Consider the following 16,536-nt stretch of genomic DNA (forward strand, 5'->3'; position numbering starts at 1 on the left):
CGGGCGAGGGCTATGCCTTCCCCGGCGTCCGGATACCCTGGGGAGGACTGTCCGACCGCCCCCGACCCTGAGGACCGACGAGCGCCGTGTTCGATACTCTCTCCGACCGCCTTGCCGCGACTTTCAAGAACCTCCGGGGCAAGGGCCGCTTGTCCGAGGCCGACATCGACGCCACGGCGCGCGAGATCCGTATCGCCCTGCTCGAAGCGGATGTCGCCCTGCCCGTGGTCCGGTCCTTCATCGCCAAGGTCAAGGAGCGGGCGCGCGGCGCCGAGGTCTCCCAGGCGCTGAACCCGGCGCAGCAGGTCGTCAAGATCGTCAACGAGGAACTGATCGCCATCCTCGGCGGCGAGACCCGGCGGCTGCGCTTCGCCAAGACCGCCCCCACCGTGATCATGCTGGCCGGTCTCCAGGGTGCCGGTAAGACGACGCTGGCCGGAAAGCTCGGCCTCTGGCTGAAGGGCCAGGGCCACTCCCCGCTCCTCGTCGCCTGCGACCTCCAGCGCCCCAACGCCGTGAACCAGCTGAGCGTCGTCGCCGACCGCGCGGGTGTCGCGGTCTACGCGCCGCAGCCGGGCAACGGGGTGGGCGACCCGGTCCAGGTCGCCAAGGACTCCGTCGAGTACGCGCGCTCCAAGCAGTACGACGTGGTCGTCGTCGACACCGCCGGCCGCCTCGGCATCGACGAGGAGCTGATGCGGCAGGCCGCGGACATCCGCGACGCCGTGAGCCCGGACGAGATCCTCTTCGTCGTCGACGCCATGATCGGTCAGGACGCGGTCAACACCGCCGAGGCCTTCCGCGACGGCGTCGGCTTCGACGGCGTGGTGCTCTCCAAGCTCGACGGCGACGCCCGCGGTGGTGCGGCCCTGTCGATCGCCCATGTCACGGGCAAGCAGATCATGTTCGCGTCGAACGGCGAGAAGCTGGACGAGTTCGATGCGTTCCACCCGGACCGCATGGCCTCGCGCATCCTCGACATGGGTGACCTGCTCACCCTGATCGAGCAGGCGGAGAAGACCTTCAGCCAGGAAGAGGCCGCCAAAATGGCCTCCAAGCTGGCGTCCAGCAAGGGCAAGGACTTCACGCTCGACGACTTCCTGGCCCAGATGGAGCAGGTCCGGAAGATGGGCTCCATCTCCAAGCTGCTCGGGATGCTGCCCGGCATGGGGCAGATCAAGGACCAGATCAACAACATCGACGAGCGCGACGTCGACCGCACCGCCGCGATCATCAAGTCGATGACCCCGAAGGAGCGCGCCGAGCCGACGATCATCAACGGCTCGCGGCGGGCCCGCATCGCCAAGGGTTCCGGTGTCGAGGTCAGCGCCGTGAAGAACCTGGTCGAGCGGTTCTTCGAGGCCCGCAAGATGATGTCGAAGATGGCCCAGGGCGGCGGCATGCCGGGGATGCCCGGGATGCCGGGCATGGGCGGTGGCCCCGGCCGGCAGAAGAAGCAGGTCAAGCAGGCCAAGGGCAAGCGCAAAAGCGGCAACCCGATGAAGCGCAAGGCCGAGGAAGCGGCCGAGGCCGCCCGCCGCGAGCAGGCGGCCCAGGGCGGCGTTCCGGGCCTTCCGGCCGGCGGCGGCGGCCAGAACTTCGAGCTGCCCGACGAGTTCAAGAAGTTCATGGGCTGACCACGGCTCGTTCGTCCGGCCCCGAGGGGGCGTCCGTCGTGCGGCGGGAGCCCCCTCGGGCGTGCCGCGCGGCCGTACATCCCTCCATGGGCCCATCGGGCCGCCTCTGAGGAGGGCTTCGCCCCTGTTCCTCCCCTAATGTCGGCTGAAAGGCCGTCGGCAGAGGAGACGCGTGTGACCAGTCCCGTACCTCCCCGCGACCGTACGGACCAGCCCTGGCGGTCCGAGGGCGCGCCGCCGCCCCCGAGCCCCGGCCGCAAGATGCCCGGCGGCTGGGGCGGCCTCCTGCTGACCGCGCTGGCGGTCTATGTGATCGCCAACCTGGTGCTCTCGTTCTTCAACGGGGACGAGGAGCGGACCATCGCGTACACCGAGTTCAGCAAGCAGGTGACCTCGGGCAACGTCTCCAAGATCTACTCCAAGGGCGATGCCATCCAGGGGCAGCTGAAGAAGAAGGCGAAGGCGCCCGGCACCGACGACACGTACACCAAGTTCGTCACCCAGCGGCCCGCCTTCGCCGATGACAACCTCTGGGCGGAGCTGGTCAAGGACGATGTCACCGTCACCGCCGAGCCGGTCGTCAAGGAGCGCAGCTTCCTGGCCAATCTGCTGATCTCGCTGGCACCGATGCTGCTGCTGGTCCTGCTGTGGGTGTTCATCGCCCGGCGGATGGCGCGCGGCGGCATGGGCGGCGGCATGGGCGGGTTCGGACGGAAGGCGCCTCCGAAACCGGTGGAACTGGAGGGCGCCAAGCGCACCACGTTCAAGGACGTGGCGGGCATCGACGAGGTCGAGGGCGAGCTCAACGACGTGGTCGACTTCCTGAAGAACCCGGACGCCTACCGGAAGATGGGCGCCCGGATGCCGGGTGGGGTGCTGCTCGCCGGGCCGCCCGGCACCGGCAAGACGCTGCTGGCGCGGGCGGTGGCCGGGGAGGCGGGGGTGCCGTTCTTCTCGGCCTCGGCCTCGGAGTTCATCGAGATGATCGTCGGGGTCGGCGCCGGCCGGGTCCGGGAACTGTTCGCCGAGGCGCGCAAGGTCGCCCCCGCCATCGTGTTCATCGACGAGATCGACACCATCGGCCGGGCGCGCGGCGGCGGCTCCGGCATGGGCGGACACGACGAGCGCGAGCAGACGCTCAACCAGATCCTGACCGAGATGGACGGCTTCTCCGGATCGGAGGGGGTGGTCGTCCTGGCGGCGACCAACCGGGCCGACGTCCTGGACCCGGCCCTCACCCGGCCCGGCCGCTTCGACCGGATCGTGCAGGTCAGCCCGCCGGACCGGAGCGGCCGCGAGGCGATCCTGGAGATCCACACCCGGCGGATCCCGATGGCCGGCGACGTGGACCTGGCCCAGGTGGCGCGGACGACCCCCGGCATGACCGGCGCCGACCTGTCCAACCTCGCCAACGAGGCCGCGCTGCTCGCGGTGAAGCGCGGCCAGTCGCAGGTGGACGCCGCCGACTTCTCGGACGCCCTGGAGAAGGTGCAGCTGGGCGCGGAGCGCGCACTGGTCATGTCGGACGAGGAGCGGCGGCGGACGGCGTTCCACGAGAGCGGCCACGCCCTGCTGGGCATGCTCCAGCCCGGCGCGGACCCGGTCCGCAAGGTGACCATCGTCCCGCGCGGCCGGGCGCTGGGCGTCACCCTCTCCACACCGGACGCCGACAAGTACGCCTATACGGAGGAATACCTGCGCGGGCGGATCATCGGGGCGCTGGGCGGGATGGCGGCCGAGCAGGTCGTCTTCGGGGTGATCACCACGGGCGCGGAGAGCGATCTGGAACAGGTCACCCAGATGGCCCGGGGCATGGTCGGCCGCTGGGGCATGAGCGAGCGGGTGGGGCGTCTGACGGCGATCCCGGGCGACGCCCAGCAGGCCTACGGCCTGTCGGCGGCGCCCGCGACGCTGGACGCGGTGGACGGCGAGATGCGGCGGATCGTGGACGAGTGCTACGCGGAGGCGTGCCGGCTGCTGCGGGAGAACCGGGACCGGCTGGACGCCCTGGCCTCGGCGCTCCTGGCGAGCGAAACGCTCGACGAGGCGGAGGCCTACCGGGCGGCCGGGATCACCCGTCTGTCGAAATGAGGCCCGCCCGGGGCTACGTCGTGCAGACGAGGTAGCGGAACACGTTGGGCATCCACACCGTGCCGTCCTCGCGCAGATGCGGATGCAGGGCCTCCGCGACCTCCTTCTCGACCTGGGTGCGGTCCGTGGCGCGCACGGCCGCGTCGAAGAGGCGGGTCGAGAGCAGGCCCCGGACGGCGCTGTCCGCGTCCGCGTACCCGAAGGGGCAGGCGACCCGCCCCGAACCGTCCGGTTTCAGCCCGGCCCGGGAGGCCACGTCCTCCAGATCGTCCCGCCGCGCGCCCCGGGGCGTCCCCGGCCGCCCGGCGAGCCGGCCCGCGACGCGCAGGACCGCCTCCGTGGCGCACCGCTCGGGAGGCCCCCAGCCGGTCAGGACGACGGTGGAGCGCCGGCCAGCCGCGGGCACGGCCGCGCCGAGCGCCCGCACCAGCGCGTCGGCGTCGCCCTCGGCGCAGCCGATCGGGGTGAAGGCGGTGATCAGGCCGTACGGCTCCGCGACGGCGTCCGGGGCGGGCACGGACTCCCGCAGCAGGGGCGCGCCGGGGGCGGGTGCGTCCGGATCGGGCAGCAGCCGCGCCCGGGCGAGGGCGAGGCGTTCGCGGTCGGTGTCGACGCCGGTGACATGGGCCCCGCGCCCGGCCGCGATGAGCAGCGCGAGCCCGGAGCCGCATCCCAGGGAGAGCATCCGGGTGCCGGGTCCCACGTCGAGGCGCGCGTACACCGCCTCGTAGAGCGGGGCCAGCATCCGTTCCTGGATCTCGGCCCAGTCGCGGGCCCGGGAGCCGGTGTCCGCGCTCGCGGAGGACTCCGTACGAGGGTGGTGCCGGACGAGCGTTCGTGTCATGGAATGCTCCCAATCCGCCGAGATGCCGGTTGTGCCGGTCGGTCCTGCGGGCCGGTCGGCCGGATCGTGCCGGCCGGTCCCGCCCTCCCCCGTATGCCAGGGAACTGCGCATCCGGCGCCGCGTCCAGAGGGGTGCGGGAGGTGCGTGCCCGCGGTGGCGCCGGTGGGTGCGCGCCGGGCGGGAGCGCCGCCGGGACAGGGGCGCGCGGAGCCGGGGCCGCCCGCTCCGCGGTCCCAGTCTCACCCGGTACGGCCGGGCGGGCATGTCGGGCGCTCCGTGCCGGGGGTAGGGTCGTGGCCTCCCTCGGCGGTGGGCCCGCGAGGCCGCCGGATGCCGGCGGCGCGGTGGTCCGCAGGGGGCGTACGCCGCTTTCGCGCGCTCGGGCGTACGCGGCGCTACGTACCGGCTTGGTGCGAGCTGCGCGGCTTCTCCGCAGATCAGCGCACCCGCCCTCGTCGCGACGCATCAACGGCGACTGACTGGTACGTGCAAAATATTTGGGATGGCCCGGAATCGGAACACCGAGGGCCCCGCGCTCGTTGGTCACGACGTGAGCACGACACCACCTGTACTTGCCGCAGAGCTGGCGCAGGCGTGGGCCGACATTCAGCGGTACCACCCCGAGCTGCCCGATCTGGCCGCACCCGAGTCCCTGATCGGAGAGTCCTCGTCCGCCTGTGGCGCCGAGCTCTCCTTCGAGCGACTGCTCCACGAGGCAGTCCACGGCATCGCCGCCGCCAGAGGTGTCCGGGACACCTCGCGCGCCGGCCGCTACCACAACCGGCGGTTCCTCGCGATCGCCGAGGAGCTGGGCCTGGACCACGCCGAGGAGCCGCATCCCAGCAGCGGCTTCTCGCTGGTCACGCTGAATCCGGAGGCCAAGCGCCGGTACCGGCCGACGATGGAGCGGCTGCAGCGCGCCCTCAAGGCGCACACGGTCGCCACCGCCGCCGACACCAAGCGCTCCTTCCGCGGGCCCGCTGCCCGGCACGGCTCCTCCGGAGGGGGCGTGCGGGTCAAGGCCGTCTGCGACTGCGGCCGCAACGTGCGCGTGGTCCCCTCGGTCCTCGCTCAGGCGCCGATCGTCTGCGGTGGCTGCGGAAAGCCGTTCCGGATCCCGGAAGCGGCGGTCGCGGTGGGGTGAGCCGATGGGGTGTGGCACAATGGCTAGCTGTACTCGACAGTCGCACAGGACCCCTCTCTCCTCCGGCTGACGCGTCCATCGGGCACCCGAGTACCGCAACCCCACGTGGCATCTTCGTTGTGCCCAACCACGTCATAGACCAGGAGACACCACTCCCGTGGCAGTCAAGATCAAGCTGAAGCGTCTGGGCAAGATCCGTTCGCCTCACTACCGCATCGTCGTCGCCGACTCCCGTACCCGCCGTGACGGCCGGGCCATCGAGGAGATCGGTCTGTACCACCCGGTGCAGAACCCCTCGCGCATCGAGGTCAACTCGGAGCGTGCGCAGTACTGGCTGTCCGTCGGCGCCCAGCCGACCGAGCCGGTTCTCGCGATCCTGAAGCTCACCGGCGACTGGCAGGCGCACAAGGGCCTCCCGGCCCCCGCGCCGCTGCTGCAGCCGGAGCCGAAGGCCGACAAGCGTGCCCTCTTCGAGGCCCTCACCAAGGACGGCGGCGAGGAGTCCAAGGGCGAGGCCATCACGCAGAAGGCCAAGAAGTCCGACAAGAAGGCCGACGAGGCTGCTGACGCGGCCGCGGCGACCGAGGCCTGAGCATGCTCGAGGAGGCTCTCGAGCACCTCGTCAAAGGCATCGTCGACAACCCCGATGACGTACAGGTCGCCTCGCGCAACCTGCGTCGCGGGCGCGTGCTGGAGGTCCGGGTCCACCCCGACGACCTCGGCAAGGTGATCGGCCGCAACGGCCGCACGGCACGCGCACTGCGTACCGTCGTGGGCGCCATCGGCGGCCGCGGTATCCGCGTCGACCTCGTCGATGTGGATCAGGTCCGCTGACACGTTGAACACCGGCGACGGGCCGGGGAGGGCATGCGCCCGCCCCGGCCCGTTGTCGTACGACAGGAGAGACACAAGGTGCAGTTGGTAGTCGCGCGGATCGGCCGCGCCCACGGCATCAAGGGCGAGGTCACCGTCGAGGTGCGCACGGACGAGCCGGAACTGCGGCTCGGCCCCGGCGCCGTCCTCCACACCGACCCGGCCGCGGCCGGGCCGCTGACGGTCGAGACCGGCCGGGTGCACAGCGGACGGCTGCTGCTGCGCTTCGAGGGCGTACGGGACCGCACCGCGGCCGAGGCGCTGCGCAACACCCTGCTGATCGCCGACGTCGACCCCGACGAGCTCCCGGAAGACCCCGAGGAGTTCTACGACCATCAGCTCATCGACCTCGACGTGGTGCTCGGCGACGGCACCGTGATCGGCCGGATCAGCGAGATCAGCCACCTGCCCTCGCAGGACCTGTTCATCGTGGAGCGCCCGGACGGCACCGAGGTGATGATCCCCTTCGTCGAGGAGATCGTCACCGGGATCGACCTGGAGGAACAGCGCGCGGTGATCACCCCGCCGCCGGGCCTGATCGACGACAGCCAGGCCGTGGTCGCCTCCTCGCGCGACGGGGAACCGGCCGACGGGACCGCTCCGGACACCGGGGACGGCCGCTGATGCGCCTCGACGTCGTCACGATCTTCCCGGAGTACCTGGAACCGCTGAACGTCTCGCTGGTCGGCAAGGCCCGCGCGGCCGGACGCCTGGACGTCCGGGTGCACAATCTGCGCGACTGGACGCACGACCGCCACCACACGGTCGACGACACCCCCTACGGCGGCGGCCCCGGCATGGTCATGAAGACCGAGCCCTGGGGCGAGGCCCTGGACGAGGCCCTGGCGGACGGCTACGAGTCCGGGGCGCACTCCCCGGTGCTCGTGGTGCCCACGCCGAGCGGCCGGGCCTTCACCCAGGAACTGGCCGTCGAACTGTCCGAGCGCCCCTGGCTGATCTTCACCCCGGCCCGCTACGAGGGCATCGACCGCCGGGTCATGGACGAGTACGCCACCCGCATGCCGGTCGTCGAGGTGTCCATCGGCGACTATGTGCTGGCCGGCGGCGAGGCCGCGGTGCTGGTGATCACGGAGGCGGTGGCGCGGCTGCTGCCGGGCGTCCTCGGCAACGCCGAATCCCACCGGGACGACTCCTTCGCCCCGGGCGCGATGGCCCATCTGCTGGAGGGGCCCGTCTACACCAAGCCGCCCGAGTGGCGCGGCCGGGGGATCCCGGAGGTGCTGCTCAGCGGTCACCACGGGAAGATCGCCCGCTGGCGCCGCGACGAGGCCTTCCGCCGAACCGCCCTGCACCGGCCCGATCTGATCGAACGCTGCGATGCCTCGGCCTTCGACAAGAAGGACCGGGAGATGCTCTCGATCCTGGGCTGGTCGCCGGAGCCCGGTGGCCGATTTTGGCGCAGACCGCAGGCCGTGGAAGAATAGGCCGCTGCTGTGCGTCCGCGTGCGCCCCTGCCACAGGGGGAACGACGCCCGTCCGACGTGAACGGCATCCTGAACTCATCACCGTCCCGTCGATGACCTGTGGCATCGGCGAAGAAAGCAGACATCATGGCTTCCCTGCTCGACGACGTCAACGCCGCATCGCTGCGCACCGACGTCCCGGCGTTCCGCCCCGGCGACACCGTCAACGTCCATGTGCGCGTGATCGAGGGCAACCGCTCCCGTATCCAGCAGTTCAAGGGCATCGTCATCCGCCGCCAGGGCGCGGGCGTCAGCGAGACCTTCACGGTCCGCAAGGTCTCCTTCAGCGTCGGCGTCGAGCGCACCTTCCCGGTGCACAGCCCGATCTTCGAGAAGATCGAGCTGATCACCCGCGGTGACGTCCGCCGCGCCAAGCTGTACTTCCTCCGTGAGCTGCGCGGCAAGGCCGCGAAGATCAAGGAGAAGCGCGACCGCTGAGCTGACTGCCTGGTCCACAGGACGGCCGGTTAAGCTCTGGCCCCGATGGACACGGAAGCAGAGCCCCAGGAGCGCGACCCCTCCTCCGCACCCGCGACGGGATCGGAGGAGGGGTCGCGCTTCTCGCGTATCCGGAGCCGGTACGCGCCCTCGCTGTCCTGGCGCCGCACCCTCGCCCTCGGCGTCTTCTGCGCGGTGGCGGTGCTGCTCTTCAGCGCCTTCGTGGTGCAGCCCTTCCTGATCCCCAGCCACTCGATGGAACCCACGCTGAAGGTCGGGGACCGGGTGCTGGTCAACAAACTGGCGTACCGTTTCGGCTCCGTACCCCAGCGCGGTGACGTGGTGGTCTTCGACGGGACCGGATCCTTCGTCCAGGAGCCGCCCGAGGAGAATCCCGTCGTCGGGCTGCTGCACGGAGCGGCGGCCTCCCTGGGACTCGCGGAGCCCGCCGAGACCGACTTCGTGAAGCGGGTGGTGGGCGTGGGGGGTGACCGGGTGGTCTGCTGCGACAGACGCGGACGGGTCGAGGTGAACGGCCGGCCGGTGGACGAGGACTATCTGTACGCGGGCGACGCGCCGTCCCTGGCGCCCTTCGACATCGTCGTGCCCGACGGCACCCTGTGGATGATGGGCGACCACCGGGCCAAGTCCCGCGACTCCCGCGACCATCTGGGCGAGCCCGGTGGCGGCATGGTGCCGGTGGACCGGGTGATCGGCCGGGCGGACTGGCTGGGCTGGCCGCTGGGACGGGTCGGCTCCGTGCCGCGGACCGGGTCCTTCGACGGTACGGACGCGGCGGGGGCCGGCCATGGGTAACCGGGGGCGGCGGCCCGGCACCGTCGATCCGGGGGCGCCGGCGAGCACCGGACCCGGCCCGGCGACCCCGCGCTCGCTGCCCACCCGCGCCGAGCGCCGCAGGCTGGCCCGCAAGGTGAAGCGGAAGCGACGCAGGTCGGCGGTGCGGGAGATACCCCTCCTGATCACCGTGGCGCTGCTCATCGCCCTGGTCCTGAAGACGTTCCTGGTGCAGGCGTTCGTCATCCCCTCGGGGTCGATGGAGCAGACCATCCGGATCGGCGACCGGGTGCTGGTGGACAAGCTGACGCCCTGGTTCGGTTCCAAGCCGCAGCGCGGTGACGTCGTCGTGTTCACGAACCCGTCCGACTGGCCCCCGCCGAACCCGGTGGAGAGCGGCGGTTCGGACTCACCGGTCGTGGTCAAGCAGCTCAAGCAGGCACTGACCTTCGTCGGTCTGCTGCCCTCCGACGACGAGCAGGACCTGATCAAGCGGGTGGTCGCCGTCGGCGGCGACACCGTGCGGTGCTGCGAGCGGGACGGCCGGCTCGTCGTCAACGGCATGGCGATCGATGAACCCTACGTATTTCCCGGCGATTCTCCCTCCACGATCAAATTCGAGGTAAAGGTTCCGGCCGGACGAATCTTCGTCATGGGGGACCATCGGTCCAATTCGGCCGATTCACGGTTCCATCTGGACAAGACGGCCTATGGCACCGTGCCGGAGGATGCCGTGGTGGGGCGGGCCGTGGTGATCGCCTGGCCGTTCGGGCACTGGCGTCGCCTGGAGGAACGGTCGGCGTTCTCCGCCGTGCCGGACCCGCGCGCCGGGACGGCGGCGGGCGACGCGCGGTCGAATAGTGTGTCCGAGGATCCCAACGGAATGATCCGGCTCCCGACCCCTGCGGAACTCCCGCTCGTTATGGGAGTGGTGGGCCTGCACCGGCTGGGGCGCAGGCGGTGGCACGGAATAAGGAGTGGATGTGGGGGATTTGGCGGTCGGCGCACGATCCGGACACGACGAACCCGAGGACCGGCCGGACGGCGTGGGGAATGTCGAGTCCGCCGGGACGACGGCGGACGCGGCGGACTCGGCGGAGCATGACGGCGACTCCCCGGGCAGCGGCAGCACGGCGCAGAAGAAGCCCCGCTCCTTCTGGAAGGAGCTGCCCCTGCTCATCGGCATCGCGCTGATCCTCGCGCTGCTGATCAAGACCTTCCTGGTGCAGGCGTTCTCGATTCCCTCGGACTCGATGCAGAACACGCTCCAGCGGGGCGACCGGGTGCTCGTGGACAAGCTGACCCCGTGGTTCGGCTCGGAACCCGAGCGCGGCGAGGTCGTCGTCTTCCACGATCCGGGCGGCTGGCTGGAGGACAGCCAGGCCCCCGAACCGAACGTGGTGCAGAAGTTCCTCAGCTTCATCGGTCTGATGCCCTCGGCCGAGGAGAAGGACCTGATCAAGCGCGTCATCGCGGTGGGCGGTGACACGGTGGAATGCAAGAAGAACGGTCCGGTCACGGTCAACGGCAAGGCGCTCGACGACACGTCCTACATCTTCGAGGGCAACACTCCCTGCAACGACGAGCCGTTCGGACCGATCAAGGTTCCCAAGGGCCGGATCTGGGTGATGGGCGACCACCGCCAGAACTCGCTGGACTCGCGCTACCACCAGGAGCTGCCCGGGGGCGGCACCGTCTCCAACGACGAGGTGGTCGGCCGGGCGTTCGTGATCGCGTGGCCGGTCAACCGCTGGGCGACGCTGCCGATCCCGAAGACCTTCGACCAGCCGGGGATCAACGCGGCGATGGGACTGGCCCCCGGCGCACTCGGTGTAGCCGGTGCGCTGCCCCTCGTGTTGTGGCGCCGGCGGAGGCTGACCGGCGGGCGTACCGCCGGGTAGGGTGCCGACTCGGATCAGCGATTGTCGATCTCCGATGGGGGACGCTGCGATGAGTGGAACAGGACGTACGGGTGACGGCCGCGGCCGTCTCGGCAGCAGGCTGTCGGGACTGGCCGTGGCCGTCGGCTGTGTGCTCTTCCTCGGCGGCTTCGCCTGGGGGGCCGTGGTGTACCGGCCGTACACGGTCCCGACGCAGTCGATGACCCCCACCGTCGAGGCGGGGGACCGGGTGCTCGCGCAGCGGGTGGACGGCGACGACGTCCGCCGGGGCGACGTGGTGGTCTTCACCGACCCCGCCTGGGGCGCCATGCCGATGGTGAAACGTGTCGTCGGTGTGGGTGGCGACACGATCGCCTGCTGCGGCAAGGACGGCCGGCTCACCGTCAACGGCATACCCGTGGAAGAACCGTATCTGCGCTCCGGGGACCCGGCCTCGGGCAACGACTTCACGGCGGAGGTCCCCCGGGGCAGTCTCTTCCTCCTGGGCGACGACCGCAGGTCCTCGCTGGACTCCCGGGTCCACCTGGAGGACGCCGCGCACGGCTCGGTGCCCCGCAGCGCCGTACAGGCCCGGGTGGACGCGGTCGCCTGGCCGCTGGACGGCATGATCGGGCGGCCCTCCTCCTTCGCGGCGCTCCCCGGCGGCATCTCCACCGAGGGCCCACTCAGGCTCCAGCTCGGCGCGATGGGGATTGGGGTGGTGCTCATTCTGGGCGGCGCGGTGTACGGACCGCTCGCGGCGCGCTCCGCCCGCTCCCGCCCCAAGGGCCCGAAGCGGAACACGCGGCGGATGGCGGCCACCGATGCGCGCTGAGGTCCGCAAGGTCGCCCGTGTGGTGCTCCTCGACCCGGACGACCGCATCCTGCTGATGCACGGCTTCGAACCGGAGGACCCGGCCAGCACCTGGTGGTTCACCCCGGGAGGCGGGCTGGAGGGCGACGAGACCCGCGAGCAGGCCGCGCTGCGCGAACTGGCCGAGGAGACCGGGATCACGGACGTCGAACTGGGCCCGGTGCTCTGGCGGCGCATGTGTTCCTTCCCCTTCGACGGGCGGCGCTGGGAGCAGGACGAGTGGTACTTCCTGGCCCGCACGGAACAGACCACGACGGACACCAGCGGGCAGACCGGACTGGAACGCCGCAGTGTCACGGGTCTGAGGTGGTGGACTTCCGCCGAACTGTCGGCGGCGCGTGAGACGGTGTACCCGACCAGACTCGCCGAGCTGCTGCGCACGCTGCTCGACGAGGGTCCTCCGCGTACGCCGTTGGTCCTGGCCCCCGAAATCGCCTGAGCGACCCGGGAAGCCCGGCGGTCTGGCGCACAATGGGGGAACGCACGGCTGAAGGGGAACATGCCAATGAGCGCCGAGGACCTCGAAAAGTACGAGACCGAGATGGAGCTGAAGCTCTACCGGGAGTACCGCGATGTCGTCGGTCTGTTCAAATACGTGATCGAGACCGAACGGCGCTTCTACCTCACCAACGACTACGAGATGCAGGTGCACTCGGTCCAGGGCGAGGTGTTCTTCGAGGTGTCCATGGCGGATGCCTGGGTCTGGGACATGTACCGGCCCGCACGCTTCGTCAAGCAGGTACGCGTCCTGACGTTCAAGGACGTCAACATCGAGGAGCTGAACAAGAGCGATCTCGAACTTCCGGGTGGCTGAGTTGTCCACAACGGCCGGGTTGTCCACCAAGATCCACTAAGGGCGGTCCGAGGCGTCACAGTCGGTGCCGGAGGTGGTGCCGAGATGAACGCACGGGGTGCACTCGGGCGGTACGGCGAGGATCTGGCGGCACGGCTGCTGACCGAGTCCGGCATGTCCGTACTGGAACGGAACTGGCGCTGTCGCGCCGGCGAGATCGACATCGTCGCGAAGGACGGTGACGCGCTCGTCATCTGCGAGGTGAAGACCCGCAGGACAGGCGGGTTCGAACATCCGATGGCCGCGGTCACCCCGGTCAAGGCGGACCGTCTGCGAAGGCTGGCCGGACTCTGGCTGGCCCGGTACGGCGGCCCGCCGCCGGGCGGGGTGCGGATCGACCTGGTCGGTGTGGTGCTGCCCAGGCGCGGTGCGCCGAGGGCCGAGCATGTGCGGGGGGTGGCCTGATGGCGTTCGCCCGTGCCTGCTCGGTGGCGCTCGTCGGTGTCGAGGGCGTGGTGGTGGAGGTCCAGGCCGACCTGGAGGCCGGGGTTGCGGCGTTCACCCTGGTGGGACTGCCGGACAAGAGCCTGGTGGAGAGCCGGGACCGGGTCAGGGCTGCCGTGGTCAACTCCGGCGCCCAGTGGCCGCAGAAGAAACTCACGGTCGGTCTGTCACCGGCCTCGGTGCCCAAGGGCGGTTCGGGCTTCGATCTGGCCGTCGCCTGCGCCGTGCTCGGCGCCGCCGAACGCATTTCCCCCGCGTCGATCGCCGATGTGGTGATGATCGGGGAACTGGGACTCGACGGCCGGGTGCGGCCGGTGCGCGGCGTCCTGCCCGCGGTGCTCGCCGCTGCCGAGGCCGGATACCGGCAGGTGGTCGTCCCCGAGCAGACGGCGGGCGAGGCGGCGCTGGTGCCCGGCGTCTCCGTCCTCGGCGTCCGCAGCCTGCGCCAGCTCATCGCGATCCTGTGCGACGAACCGGTGCCCGACGAAGCGCGGGCCCCCGAGCAGGGGCGCCCCGACCCCATGCTCGCGGGGCTGATGGTCCCCGGCGCCGGCACGGGGACCGGGCTCCACCGGGCTCCGGCGCCCGGCGAGGGCGGCCGCCCCGATCTGGCGGACGTCGCGGGACAGGAGCGCCCGCGCACCGCCCTGGAGGTCGCGGCGGCGGGCGGCCACCATCTGCTGCTGTCCGGGCCGCCCGGCGCGGGCAAGACCATGCTGGCCGAGCGGCTGCCCGGCATCCTGCCGCCGCTGACCCGGCAGGAGTCCCTGGAGGTCACCGCGGTCCACTCCGTGGCGGGCATCCTCCCACCGGGCGAACCCCTGGTCTCCCGCGCGCCCTACTGCGCCCCGCACCACTCGGCGACCATGCAGTCCCTGGTCGGCGGCGGCAACGGGATGCCGCGCCCCGGTGCCGTCTCGCTGGCCCATCGCGGCATCCTCTTCCTGGACGAGGCGCCCGAGTTCTCGGTCCGGGCCCTGGACGCGCTGCGCCAGCCGCTGGAGTCGGGGCACGTGGTGGTGGCCCGCAGCGCCGGGGTGGTCCGGCTCCCCGCCCGGTTCCTCATGGTGCTCGCCGCCAACCCGTGCCCCTGCGGGCGCCACACGGTCAACGGCGCCGGATGCGAGTGCCCGCCCTCGTCGATCCGCCGCTACCAGGCCCGGCTCTCGGGGCCGCTCCTGGACCGGGTGGATCTGCGGGTCGTCGTCGACCCGGTCAGACGCGAGGACCTGATGGGGCAGGGCGGCCGGGGCGAGTCCTCGGAGACGGTCGCCGCCCGGGTGCGGCGGGCCCGCGGCCGGGCGGCGGAACGGCTGGCGGGCACCCCCTGGACCACCAACAGCGAGGTGCCGGGGCATGAGCTGCGGACCCGGCTGGCGGCGGCACCGGGCGCGATGCTCGCCGCCGAGCGCGACATGGAGCGCGGCATCCTCACGGCACGCGGACTGGACCGCGTCCTGCGGGTGGCCTGGACGGTCGCCGACCTGCGCGACGCGGACCGCCCGGACGCCTCGGACGTCGCGACGGCCCTGGAACTGCGCACCGGGATCCCGCGCGGGGTCCCGCTGGAGAGGGCGTCATGATGGCGCGCGGCACGGAGGGATGCGCGAGGGGCGACGGACCGGACGCCTTCGGCGCGTTGGGCCCGCACGGCGGCGTGCGGGATGTGTCGGGTGCGTACGGCGTGCGGGGTGCGCCGGGGGCAACGGATGCGTTCGGCGTGCGGGATGTGTCGGGTGCGTACGGCGTGCGGGGTGCGCCGGGTGCACCGGATGCGTACGGCGCGCGGGGGGCGCCGGAGACGCATGGCGTGCCGGATGCACACGGAGCGTCGGGCGCACCGGATGCGTTCGGCGAGCGGGAAGCGTACGGCGTACCGGGTGCACCGGACGCGTACAGGGCGCCGGACGCGTGGGACGGTGCGGGCGGGGACGGCGGTACGGCGTGGTCCGGGGACAGCGGTACGGCGGGGTCCGGGTCGTCCAGGTCGTCCGGTGCGGCGGGGGACCGTGGGCCCGAGCGGGAGCGGCGGGCGCGGGCGGCGCTGAGCCGGGTCCTGGAGCCGGGGGACGCGCGGGCCGGAGGCTGGCTGCGGGAGTGCGGTCCGGTGGAGCTGATGCGGCGGATCACGGCCCGGGACGGATCGGCCGAGCGGCTGCCCGGGATGACCGCGCGGCGGCTCGCCGGATACCGGCTGCGGGCGGAGACCGCCCGGCCCGACCAGGACCTCGCCGCACTGGCCTCGGCCGGCGGACGCTTCATCTGCCCCGGGGACCGGGAGTGGCCGAGTCAGCTCGACGACCTCGGTGACGCCGCGCCCACCGGACTGTGGGTGCGCGGCACTCCCGATCTGAGGCTGTGGGCGCTGCGCTCCGTCGCCGTCGTCGGCGCCCGCGCCTGCACGCCGTACGGGGCGCACATGGCGGCCACGCTCGGCGCGGGGCTCGCCGAGCGCGGGTGGGTGGTGGTCTCCGGTGCGGCCTTCGGGGTCGACGGCGCCGCGCACCGGGGAGCCCTGGCCGCCGGGGGAGCGACCGTGGCGGTGCTGGCGTGCGGGGTGGACGTCCCCTACCCGCGCGGCCACACCGAGCTGATCGGACGCGTGGCCGACCAGGGCCTCGTCATCAGCGAGCTGCCGCCGGGGGACCACCCGACGCGCGGCAGATTCGTCCTCCGCAACCGGGTCATCGCCGCACTGACCCGGGGAACCGTCGTCGTCGAGGCCGAGCACCGCAGCGGCTCCCTGGTCACCGCCCGCCGCGCACGGCAGCTCGGCCGGTTCACCATGGGGGTGCCAGGCCCCGCCACCAGCGGACTCTCGGCCGGGGTCCACGAACTCCTGCGGGGCGAGGCCGTCCTGGTGACCGATGCCGACGAAATCGTCGAACTGGTCGGGGACATCGGGGAGCTGGCCCCCGCACGGCGGGGCCCCCTGCTCCCGCGCGACCAGCTGGATCCCGTCGGCCGACGGGTACTTGACGCCCTGCCGGGACGCGGTGAGGCCGACGCGCGCGAGGTGGCGCGCGGCGCGGGAACGAGCGCGGACGAGGCGCTCGGCAAGCTGTACGAACTGCACTCACTGGGGTTCGTCGAACGCGAAGGCGAGGGATGGAGGTTGACGCGGCGGCCGACGCGCAATGGCGACGCGCGGCGAGGCGGTACTTGACCTGGAGCATTC

Annotated in this window: 18 protein-coding genes; 17 read left to right on the forward strand and 1 reads right to left on the reverse strand. The window is 71.9% G+C overall.

The window, feature by feature from the left end:
- Window positions 1-86 precede the first annotated feature (86 nt).
- Both ffh and ftsH read left to right on the forward strand, forming a co-directional pair.
- Window positions 87-1,637: a signal recognition particle protein gene (gene ffh / locus ACWCXC_RS20210; protein ID WP_450680749.1), complete on the forward strand. Its 1,551-nt coding sequence runs from the start codon at window positions 87-89 to the stop codon at window positions 1,635-1,637.
- 174 nt (window positions 1,638-1,811) lie between these two features.
- On the forward strand, window positions 1,812-3,728 hold the full coding sequence (ftsH, locus tag ACWCXC_RS20215) for an ATP-dependent zinc metalloprotease FtsH (RefSeq protein WP_450890112.1): 1,917 nt from the start codon (window positions 1,812-1,814) through the stop codon (window positions 3,726-3,728).
- 13 nt (window positions 3,729-3,741) lie between these two features.
- Here ftsH and ACWCXC_RS20220 read toward each other — a convergent pair whose 3' ends face one another.
- The gene (locus ACWCXC_RS20220; protein ID WP_450680747.1) at window positions 3,742-4,572 is read right to left on the reverse strand and encodes an SAM-dependent methyltransferase; all 831 of its coding nucleotides are present in this window, start codon (window positions 4,570-4,572) and stop codon (window positions 3,742-3,744) included.
- A gap of 551 nt (window positions 4,573-5,123) precedes the next feature.
- Here ACWCXC_RS20220 and ACWCXC_RS20225 point away from each other — a divergent pair.
- The 15 genes from ACWCXC_RS20225 (at window position 5,124) to dprA (ending at window position 16,524) form a co-directional block, all read left to right on the forward strand.
- Window positions 5,124-5,717, forward strand: a complete 594-nt coding sequence (locus ACWCXC_RS20225) for a hypothetical protein (protein ID WP_097867061.1) — start codon at window positions 5,124-5,126, stop codon at window positions 5,715-5,717.
- A 157-nt stretch (window positions 5,718-5,874) separates the two neighbouring features.
- The gene (gene rpsP / locus ACWCXC_RS20230; protein ID WP_383644233.1) at window positions 5,875-6,309 is read left to right on the forward strand and encodes a 30S ribosomal protein S16; all 435 of its coding nucleotides are present in this window, start codon (window positions 5,875-5,877) and stop codon (window positions 6,307-6,309) included.
- A gap of 2 nt (window positions 6,310-6,311) precedes the next feature.
- Complete coding sequence (locus ACWCXC_RS20235; RefSeq protein ID WP_005311361.1) at window positions 6,312-6,551, forward strand: RNA-binding protein; 240 nt, start codon at window positions 6,312-6,314, stop codon at window positions 6,549-6,551.
- A 78-nt stretch (window positions 6,552-6,629) separates the two neighbouring features.
- Window positions 6,630-7,214 carry a ribosome maturation factor RimM gene (gene rimM / locus ACWCXC_RS20240; protein ID WP_450890113.1) on the forward strand — a complete coding sequence of 195 codons (585 nt, stop codon included), beginning with the start codon at window positions 6,630-6,632 and terminating at the stop codon, window positions 7,212-7,214.
- Window positions 7,214-8,035, forward strand: a complete 822-nt coding sequence (trmD, locus tag ACWCXC_RS20245) for a tRNA (guanosine(37)-N1)-methyltransferase TrmD (protein WP_450680745.1) — start codon at window positions 7,214-7,216, stop codon at window positions 8,033-8,035. Before rimM ends, trmD begins: the two co-directional genes overlap by 1 nt.
- 126 nt (window positions 8,036-8,161) lie before the next feature.
- The gene (gene rplS / locus ACWCXC_RS20250) at window positions 8,162-8,512 is read left to right on the forward strand and encodes a 50S ribosomal protein L19 (protein ID WP_383644224.1); all 351 of its coding nucleotides are present in this window, start codon (window positions 8,162-8,164) and stop codon (window positions 8,510-8,512) included.
- A 45-nt stretch (window positions 8,513-8,557) separates the two neighbouring features.
- Complete coding sequence (gene lepB, locus ACWCXC_RS20255) at window positions 8,558-9,328, forward strand: signal peptidase I (RefSeq protein ID WP_450890114.1); 771 nt, start codon at window positions 8,558-8,560, stop codon at window positions 9,326-9,328.
- Window positions 9,321-10,412, forward strand: a complete 1,092-nt coding sequence (lepB, locus tag ACWCXC_RS20260; RefSeq protein ID WP_450890115.1) for a signal peptidase I — start codon at window positions 9,321-9,323, stop codon at window positions 10,410-10,412. The genes lepB (ACWCXC_RS20255) and lepB (ACWCXC_RS20260) overlap by 8 nt, the downstream gene beginning before the upstream one ends.
- Complete coding sequence (lepB, locus tag ACWCXC_RS20265; RefSeq protein WP_450680790.1) at window positions 10,300-11,208, forward strand: signal peptidase I; 909 nt, start codon at window positions 10,300-10,302, stop codon at window positions 11,206-11,208. Before lepB (ACWCXC_RS20260) ends, lepB (ACWCXC_RS20265) begins: the two co-directional genes overlap by 113 nt.
- Window positions 11,209-11,257: 49 nt before the next feature.
- The gene (lepB, locus tag ACWCXC_RS20270) at window positions 11,258-12,022 is read left to right on the forward strand and encodes a signal peptidase I (RefSeq protein ID WP_450680742.1); all 765 of its coding nucleotides are present in this window, start codon (window positions 11,258-11,260) and stop codon (window positions 12,020-12,022) included.
- Window positions 12,012-12,500 carry an NUDIX hydrolase gene (locus ACWCXC_RS20275; RefSeq protein ID WP_450680741.1) on the forward strand — a complete coding sequence of 163 codons (489 nt, stop codon included), beginning with the start codon at window positions 12,012-12,014 and terminating at the stop codon, window positions 12,498-12,500. The genes lepB (ACWCXC_RS20270) and ACWCXC_RS20275 overlap by 11 nt, the downstream gene beginning before the upstream one ends.
- Window positions 12,501-12,566: 66 nt before the next feature.
- Window positions 12,567-12,875: a DUF2469 domain-containing protein gene (locus tag ACWCXC_RS20280; RefSeq protein WP_003965949.1), complete on the forward strand. Its 309-nt coding sequence runs from the start codon at window positions 12,567-12,569 to the stop codon at window positions 12,873-12,875.
- Window positions 12,876-12,959: 84 nt separating this feature from the next.
- The gene (locus ACWCXC_RS20285) at window positions 12,960-13,319 is read left to right on the forward strand and encodes a YraN family protein (RefSeq protein WP_450680740.1); all 360 of its coding nucleotides are present in this window, start codon (window positions 12,960-12,962) and stop codon (window positions 13,317-13,319) included.
- Window positions 13,319-14,941, forward strand: a complete 1,623-nt coding sequence (locus tag ACWCXC_RS20290) for a YifB family Mg chelatase-like AAA ATPase (protein WP_450890116.1) — start codon at window positions 13,319-13,321, stop codon at window positions 14,939-14,941. Before ACWCXC_RS20285 ends, ACWCXC_RS20290 begins: the two co-directional genes overlap by 1 nt.
- 461 nt (window positions 14,942-15,402) lie before the next feature.
- Complete coding sequence (gene dprA, locus ACWCXC_RS20295) at window positions 15,403-16,524, forward strand: DNA-processing protein DprA (RefSeq protein ID WP_450890153.1); 1,122 nt, start codon at window positions 15,403-15,405, stop codon at window positions 16,522-16,524.
- Window positions 16,525-16,536 lie beyond the last annotated feature (12 nt).

It is taken from the genome of Streptomyces sp. NPDC001515, assembly GCF_053597115.1.